We start from the raw sequence: 5,124 nt of genomic DNA, 5'->3' as shown, positions 1-5,124 counted from the left end.
TTCAAAAAAGCCCGAACTTTTTGCCCGGGCTTCCGAAATATTCTGGTATTGGATTTTCTTATGATAATTTATTTTACAATTACCCTTTTTGTTTCTACAAAACCGTCTTTAAAAATTGCTTTGATATAGTAAGTTCCTTTCCCTAAGTGAGCAAGACTCACCTTATTGCTTTTTCTAACTATTACCTCTTCAGATAAATCGGCAACTTTTATGTTGTTTCCATTGAATACTTCTATGGAAACTGGTAAAGATGGACCTTCCCCGTCGTAAGTCATATCTTCCATCACAAGCTTTTCTTCTAAATCAGCAAATTGGATCGTTACTTCATCATCTGTCGGAACAGGGTAAATCATCATAGATGCTCCCGGTGGATCATAAACATAGATACTTGTTTGAGCTGAAGGTACTGTACATCCGTTGCTCATAGTTACAAATATATATCGGCCTTGCTGATTATATGCCGGTTTATCAAAAAGCACTGTGTTTGAATACTGACCATAAATGGATATTCCTGGAACACTTGGCTGGGTTGCAAATGAATAAGTAGTATGTGGGGTTCCATAAACATCAATTCGGTGTGAACCAGTATTTGCTTCGAATGAAGGGTAGGTTCCATATGATATTGTCCCGTTGTCTATTTGTGCGTGGGTTAACTTCGAAGGGAAGTTACACCGATAGTAACTAGCCGGGAGACCATATCCTGGAGGAACGTCACCCGGAGCATGTCTAGTGAGCGTTGCCCATCCCCATTTGGACATTAGCCGATTTGTTACGTTTATAACTACAGCAGAATGGTCTCCACTCTAACGGACAAGTACACCTGGCAATGTAGTGTTGGTTGTAGTTTTGAAACTTTGATCATTGATATAAGTACTAACTGCATTATATGTGGGATCATCTAATGCTACTTGTCTTCCATTTGAAGGATACATGTTCCAGGCATATCCGTGACAATTATAATTATCATTTACGCTTGCAACAATTACAGGGGTGGGTCCATAAAGGCCATTGTTTAAATCGTCATAAAATGCGTTTATTGTACTTTGGGGAGTGTTATATGTGAAATATGAATTAGTTGGAACCAAAGTGCCTTTTGGAGTATATACATTTTGCGCTAATAAAGTCGATGTGATTAGTGTGCTAAAAATTATAAATGCGTAGAGCTTTTTCATGGCCAGTTTTTGGTTTTTAAAACTTTTACTATTCTCATGTTGTCAATAAAATCATTGTAAGAGATTCCCTTTAATGTACTATTTAGGGCTACATCTCCATTACAATTAAATATGGTAGACGCAGGGGAAGAACTCAGAGTACCATCCAAAACGATATAACCTTTCCTTTCGAATTCAACTACCATAATACGGTACGTTTGCCACAATTGCTCATACTCGGCATCGAGGTCACCCAGCCATTGCAGATCGTTGATGGGATCAGTGGCATTGCAGGAAAGCAACAGCTCGTTTAACTCCGGATCATCTTGATCCACGCTATTGCAGGATTGTGAACAGAAGGCCAATAAGGCGATCGCTAGAATATATATTCTTGTTTTCATCGGTTTTGGGGATAATTAATTTGATTGATAATATTATCTACAAAATCATTGCTTACAACACGTATGTTTGCTACAAAATTTTCTAGCTCGTGTTTTTTAAAGTAGGTTGTCCATTAAACACATTGGCGGCCAGAAAAGCGGTAGTTAGCTTTCCCAAGCCCAGTAGCTCTTCCTCGTTAACGGATTTTTCTGTGTATTTTCTTGATACGCCTTCCAATATTTTCTCAGATTCTTCCAGAGATAAGGTTTTGTCCAAACTAAAATCAGTTAGCATCAACTCTATTGCTGAAACTCGTAACGCAAACCTTCCAATCTCAGCACTTTCCCCCAATTTATTTATTTGAGAAAAATCCATCCTGTTGTAATGATCGAAAATAATATTAAGGCTTTCCGGTCTAGACTTTAGTTCTCCATAAGCATTCAGTGTCACCATTGTTCTTTGGTATCCATCAAACGGGTTATCCGATAAGATATAACTATTAAAGAAAGGGTAATTTAAAATAAGATCCAGCAATTGTTGATCCGATAGCTTGGGCAGTACGTCCTCAGGTACTTGAATGGCTTTTACCCTATCTGCGGTAGTGGGTAGTGTAGCCCATTCCCTACTTCCAGGTCGAATAGGATAATCCCAACTCGTTTCTTGAGAGAAAAGTGGGGTAAAGGACAAAAAAATAGCTATAAAAGCTAAAAATATGATTTTTTTCATGGTTTTTGGGTTATAGAGTATTAAATAATCATTAACTATTATTTCTTAAGTTACGTGTTATTAGGGAATTAGTTTTCATTTTTAGAAAATTTTTTTTGAAAAAATACGATTGAGATTTTCAATGCGTTGCAATTTGTTTCATGGGTCTCTTTTGGAGATAGGTTTTTGAACTTGTATATTTTCCCCATAATTAATTAAGGCATTCCTTTCGGGGAATGTGCCAAAATACAGTTATGATTTTTTCTATCTATCTTTTCAATTATGATCGTTGACTCTATCTACAGGCAATTTTTAGTCTCCAATAAGTATCTAATTCGTATTTCCTCATTAGAAGATAAACTTGGTATTACTGGGAAGTCTATTCACAAGTGAGTTGTGGGCAAAAAACCTTCCCTCTAAATGGGAGGAACCTTTGAAAAGCATTCTTTTTCTTATGATTGACGAACAGAATGAATTTTACATGATGATTTATAAAACCGATAAAGTGGTCGTTTTGTTGGAATTGCAGGTTTTGGTTCAGTTTCGCTCTTTGCATCATAGTGAGTTGAAGCTTTTACATTTTTCTAAGCGTTTATTTCAGGATGCTAACGTTGTTTATCTTAAGTATTGAACTCTCATTCAAACTATTCTTTCAGATCAATTTTTACGGTTTATTGATTTTTTGAAAGTAGAATGATTCTAGGAAAGCCAGGATCTTTTTTAAGTATGATAGTCTTTCTGTATGCTGCAGAATTATCAGTGTCTGGTTTTTGATAGTAAAGTTGTTTTCTGGAGATCTTCCGGAAGGGAATTTTTGATAGTAATTTCTTTTGCTGGACTTGGGGCTTTCCTTCAGCCGGGCTATCCCTCCAATCTTTCCCTACGCTCTGCCTTGCCGAAAGGATTTCCGTTCCTATCCCTAAGCCGTTTCCCCATGCCTATAGCACATTGCCTTTCCATCGGTTCGACCAAAGAGTGACTCGTCCTAGCGGACTGCCTCCCGAGGATTTCGCAAAGGCATTACTAGTCAATGATAAATTTGATGCTGGGATGCCAATGACCCAAATAGCGAAAATGGAATTCGAATCAATTTTGAGGTCATACGAACAGATTCATGAAATTTCAAATGTTGTTAACCATCCCATTGGTTATCACCTTATTTTAGAATTAGAAGGAATAAAAAACAAAACCCCATCTCTAGTAAAAGCGATGGGGTTTTGTTTGTTTCGGATGTGATGGTGTCAGGATTTTTTTACCTGAATCCCGCATTGATGGTGTCCAGTTTTTCCGTTCCCGGACACAACGTATTTTCCTTCATGGTATTTAAAGGTGTGTCTGAAGTGTTAATGATATCATGCAGGTCGCCATATTCGGTATTGATATAGAGCAAGCCGGTGAGTATTTCATCCTTTAACCGGGCTTGCTGAATGGCATTGGCTGCGGATACCCTGTCTTCGGGGTCCCAGTCCGGAGCCAATTTGTGTAATTTCATCTCAGAGCCATCATGTAGAGATACAGCTGTGCCTGTACCTTCCTCATACTCGGCATGAATGGGTTTTTCTTCGGGGACAAAATCCAAGGTACCCGTGGCTTGCATGTGTTCACGTACATAATCATAGGATTTGGTGGATCCGGGATTGTTATTGAAAGTAACACAAGGAGACATCACATTGATAAAGGCCAGGCCTTTGTGCTGTATGCCTGCTTTGATTAGGGGTACCAGTTGTTGCTTGTCACCACTGAAACTCTGGGCCACAAAGGTGGCTCCTAATTCTACTGCCAGACTGGCAAGGTCCACAGGTTGGAATGGGTTGATAGACCCCGCTTTGCTCTTAGACCCTACATCGGCAGTAGCTGAATCTTGCCCTTTGGTAAGGCCATAGCAGCCATTGTTCATCACAATGTAGACCATGTTGAGGTTTCTTCGGATGGCATGCACAAACTGTCCCATACCGATGGAGGCTGTGTCACCATCTCCTGAAACACCAAAATATACCAGGTTTTTATTGGCCATATTGGCTCCTGTAGCTACGGAAGGCATTCTGCCGTGCACAGAGTTAAAACCATGGGAATTGCCTAGAAAGTAGGCCGGGGTTTTGGAAGAGCAACCTATTCCGGAAATTTTGGCTACCAGATGGGGCTCAATGTCCAGTTCATAACAAGCCTGCACAATCGTGGCACTGATACTGTCATGTCCACAACCTGCACAGAGCGTAGAAATACTTCCTTCATACTCCTTAAGTGTATACCCAAGCTTGTTTTTGGGCAATTTTGGGTGTCTAAATAAAGGTTTCAGATAAGTCATGAGCTACGGTGGTTTTTTGCTTTAAATAATTGGTGATTTGGGAAGCGATGTCGTCTGCAGTGATGGGCATGCCATCATAATTCAGTACAGGGGCTAGTTTCGCAGGATTGGTTTGCATTTCATTAATGATCAGGCTGCGAAGCTGCCCATCCCTGTTTTGCTCGATGACAAACACAAGCTTGTGAGATTGGATAAATGTCTCAGTAGCTTCTCCAAAGGGGAAGGCTTTGATGCGAATGGCATCCAGGTGAATGCCTTTTTCTGCCAGCAAATCTTTGGCTTCTTCTGAAGAATAGGTGGAGGTTCCGAAGAACAACATGCCGATTTCCTGCCGGTTTTCTTCTTGATACAAGTGAGGTTCGGGCATTATTTTTTTTGCCGTTTCCCACTTGGTTTGCAGGCGTTTCATATTGCGCACATAAGCTTCACTGTTTTCGGTGTACACGGCATACTCATCTCTGGAAGTTCCTCTGGTGGTGAAGGCGCCTTTGGATGGATGGGTGCCGGGATAGGTCCTGTAAGGAATACCGTCTCCTTCCTTGTCCAGGTACCTCCCGTACCTGCCCATGGCTTCCAACTCTT

The 5,124-nt window shown here is 40.2% G+C and carries 7 protein-coding genes and 1 pseudogene; 2 read left to right on the top strand and 6 right to left on the bottom strand.

All coding sequences use genetic code 11. The features are described 5' to 3' along the window. Window positions 1-68 precede the first annotated feature (68 nt). The 4 genes from AAC037_RS19460 to AAC037_RS19445 form a co-directional block, all read right to left on the bottom strand. Window positions 69-758 carry a hypothetical protein gene (locus AAC037_RS19460; RefSeq protein WP_339904948.1) on the bottom strand — a complete coding sequence of 230 codons (690 nt, stop codon included), beginning with the start codon at window positions 756-758 and terminating at the stop codon, window positions 69-71. A gap of 45 nt (window positions 759-803) precedes the next feature. Next, the gene (locus AAC037_RS19455) at window positions 804-1,172 is read right to left on the bottom strand and encodes a hypothetical protein (protein ID WP_339904946.1); all 369 of its coding nucleotides are present in this window, start codon (window positions 1,170-1,172) and stop codon (window positions 804-806) included. Then, window positions 1,169-1,552 (bottom strand): hypothetical protein, encoded by a 384-nt coding sequence (locus tag AAC037_RS19450; protein ID WP_303614660.1) that lies wholly within the window; start codon window positions 1,550-1,552, stop codon window positions 1,169-1,171. Before AAC037_RS19450 ends, AAC037_RS19455 begins: the two co-directional genes overlap by 4 nt. A gap of 82 nt (window positions 1,553-1,634) precedes the next feature. Then, on the bottom strand, window positions 1,635-2,258 hold the full coding sequence (locus AAC037_RS19445; protein WP_339904944.1) for a hypothetical protein: 624 nt from the start codon (window positions 2,256-2,258) through the stop codon (window positions 1,635-1,637). 340 nt (window positions 2,259-2,598) lie between these two features. On the opposite strand from AAC037_RS19445, the gene AAC037_RS19440 reads away from it, so the two are divergent. Together AAC037_RS19440 and AAC037_RS19435 are read left to right on the top strand one after the other, a co-directional pair. Further along, window positions 2,599-2,868 (top strand): hypothetical protein, encoded by a 270-nt coding sequence (locus AAC037_RS19440; RefSeq protein WP_339904942.1) that lies wholly within the window; start codon window positions 2,599-2,601, stop codon window positions 2,866-2,868. A gap of 111 nt (window positions 2,869-2,979) precedes the next feature. After that, on the top strand, window positions 2,980-3,216 hold the full coding sequence (locus AAC037_RS19435) for a hypothetical protein (protein ID WP_339904941.1): 237 nt from the start codon (window positions 2,980-2,982) through the stop codon (window positions 3,214-3,216). Between the two features lie 273 nt (window positions 3,217-3,489). On the opposite strand, the gene AAC037_RS19430 is transcribed toward AAC037_RS19435, so the two are convergent. After that, window positions 3,490-4,542, bottom strand: coding sequence for a 2-oxoacid:ferredoxin oxidoreductase subunit beta (locus tag AAC037_RS19430; RefSeq protein ID WP_339904939.1), 1,053 nt, complete (start codon window positions 4,540-4,542; stop codon window positions 3,490-3,492). Then, a pseudogene (locus AAC037_RS19425) lies at window positions 4,517-5,124 on the bottom strand (2-oxoacid:acceptor oxidoreductase subunit alpha); the annotation flags it as partial. The gene AAC037_RS19430 and the pseudogene AAC037_RS19425, both read right to left, overlap by 26 nt.

Source organism: uncultured Cyclobacterium sp., from assembly GCF_963976465.1.
GTDB lineage: Bacteria > Bacteroidota > Bacteroidia > Cytophagales > Cyclobacteriaceae > Cyclobacterium.
This window is presented reverse-complemented; position numbering and strand designations above follow the sequence as displayed.

Bases quoted from the DNA above. Each gene is read 5' to 3' on its own strand.
- AAC037_RS19460 (WP_339904948.1), bottom strand. From the start codon at position 758: ATGTCCAAATGGGGATGGGCAACGCTCACTAGACATGCTCCGGGTGAC.
- AAC037_RS19455 (WP_339904946.1), bottom strand. From the start codon at position 1,172: ATGAAAAAGCTCTACGCATTTATAATTTTTAGCACACTAATCACATCG.
- AAC037_RS19450 (WP_303614660.1), bottom strand. From the start codon at position 1,552: ATGAAAACAAGAATATATATTCTAGCGATCGCCTTATTGGCCTTCTGT.
- AAC037_RS19445 (WP_339904944.1), bottom strand. From the start codon at position 2,258: ATGAAAAAAATCATATTTTTAGCTTTTATAGCTATTTTTTTGTCCTTT.
- AAC037_RS19435 (WP_339904941.1), top strand. From the start codon at position 2,980: ATGCTGCAGAATTATCAGTGTCTGGTTTTTGATAGTAAAGTTGTTTTC.
- AAC037_RS19430 (WP_339904939.1), bottom strand. From the start codon at position 4,542: ATGACTTATCTGAAACCTTTATTTAGACACCCAAAATTGCCCAAAAAC.